Below are 1,743 nucleotides of genomic sequence, written 5' to 3'. Positions count from 1 at the left end.
ATGGCTGCATACACAGAATCGCGGAGTTGAGAGACCTGTTTGGCGGGAGGCGTGGCGTGCTGCGGGCGGCCCGGAGAAGCGGGTTCGGCGGCGTGGGATCCCTCTGGAAGAGTTGGGTGGGTGGGTTGTGCGGGCTCAGAGGGGCCACAACGGCTGAGGAAGGACTGAAATGGCTGCAGGCCCAGAATCGCGGAGTTGACGATAAGGCTTGGGGGGAGGTGTGGCGTGCTGCGTCCGGGACGGAGAAGAGGGTTCACCGGCGTGGGGTCCCTCGGGGGGAGTTGGGTTAACAAAAACGCTTGGGCGGATGCGTGGCGTGCTGAGACTGGGAAGGAGAAGCGGGTTCAGCGGCCTGGGGTACCTAGGGAGCGGTTGGCTGAGTGGGTTGCGCGGGCTCAAGAGGAGGGAGGGGCCAAGTCGGCTAGGGAAGGACTGAAATGGGTGCAGGGACAGGGGGTCGGGATTGACCAAAGTGTTTGGTTCGTGGCGTGGCGTGGTGGTGCGGCTTTGGATCACTGGTCTGCTGATTTTGAGGATGAGGGGGATCCATTCTCGTGGGAGGGGTCCGACGGTGTTGGTGAGCGGGATGTTGACGGCGATCTGGATTTGTTGCCGGTGGATTGGGGGAATTTTGCCGACTGGGAGGGTTGGCCGCAGGAGGATGTGTCGTCTTCTGTTGGCGGTGTCGGGCAGCGCGAACCGGTGGGGGATGAGGCCTCGGAGCGGGGGTCGGGGGAGGTGTATCCGGGTGAATCGCTGGCTGGGCCGTCGACGGTCCAGGCCGCGCACCAGGGGTCGGCTGGGGGTGGTGTGGCCGCCTCTGGGCAGCGAGGAGTTGGGTGGGTGGGTTGTGCGGGCTCAAAACGAGGGAGGAGCCACGACGGCTACGGAAGGAATGAACTGGCTGCATGCCCAGAATCGCGGAGTTGACCCTAACGCTTGGGGGGAGGCGTGGCATGCCGCGTCCGGGACGGAGAAGCGGGTTCAGCGCCGTGGGATACCTCGGGAGGAGTTGGGTGGGTGGGTTGTGCGGGCTCAAAACGAGGGAGGAGCCACGACGGCTACGGAAGGAATGAACTGGCTGCATGCCCAGGGTCGCGGAGTTGAGAGAGCTGCTTGGGCGGCTGCATGGCATGCCGCGTCCGGGACGGGGGAGCGGGTTCACCGGCCCGGGATCCCTCGGGAGGAATTGGGTGGGTGGGTTTTGCGGGCTCAAAACGAGGGACGAGCCACGACAGCTACGGAAGGACGGAACTGGCTGCATGCACAGGGGATCGGGGTTGAAAATCCGGCTTGGCGGGAGGCGTGGCGTGGTGTTGAGGAGGCTGGTGTTGCTCATTTGGGGATGACGGGTGGTGGTCATTCTGGGGGGTCTCGGCCGGCGCGGCCGGGGAGTGAGGGTTCTGGCGGTGCTGAGGATTCGGTGGGTCTGGGTGAGATGCGGGCTGGGCCGTCGGATGATCCGGTTGGTCATGGGGTTTTGGATGACTGGCCTGCTGATTTTGCGGATGACGAGGACCCATTCGTATGGGAGAGGGGTGTTGGTGAGGGCGATGTTGCCCGCGTTCTGGGTTTGGCGCCGGTGGATTGGGGGAGGTTTGCCGAGTCGGAGGGGTGGTCGGATGTCGAGGTGGCGAGGCTGCAGTTGGCCGCTGCGCAGTGGGTGAGTCCGTTGTTGTTCGCTCCCGGTGTTGTGGGTGTGAAGCCGCCGGAGCGGGTGGCGTTTGATTTGGTGGTGGATCA

At 64.7% G+C, this 1,743-nt stretch carries 1 protein-coding gene; it reads left to right on the top strand.

Annotated elements, in window-relative coordinates:
• Window positions 1-1,423: 1,423 nt before the first annotated feature.
• Window positions 1,424-1,743, top strand: a 320-nt coding sequence (locus SSPN_RS60140) for a hypothetical protein (protein WP_010309191.1), incomplete at its 3' end; no start/stop codon positions are given.

Origin of the sequence: Saccharopolyspora spinosa NRRL 18395 (genome assembly GCF_000194155.1) — a bacterium.
Classification (GTDB): Bacteria; Actinomycetota; Actinomycetes; order Mycobacteriales; family Pseudonocardiaceae; genus Saccharopolyspora; species Saccharopolyspora spinosa.
The sequence above is the reverse complement of the archived record's forward strand: the minus strand, read 5'-3'. Positions and strand labels throughout refer to the sequence as shown.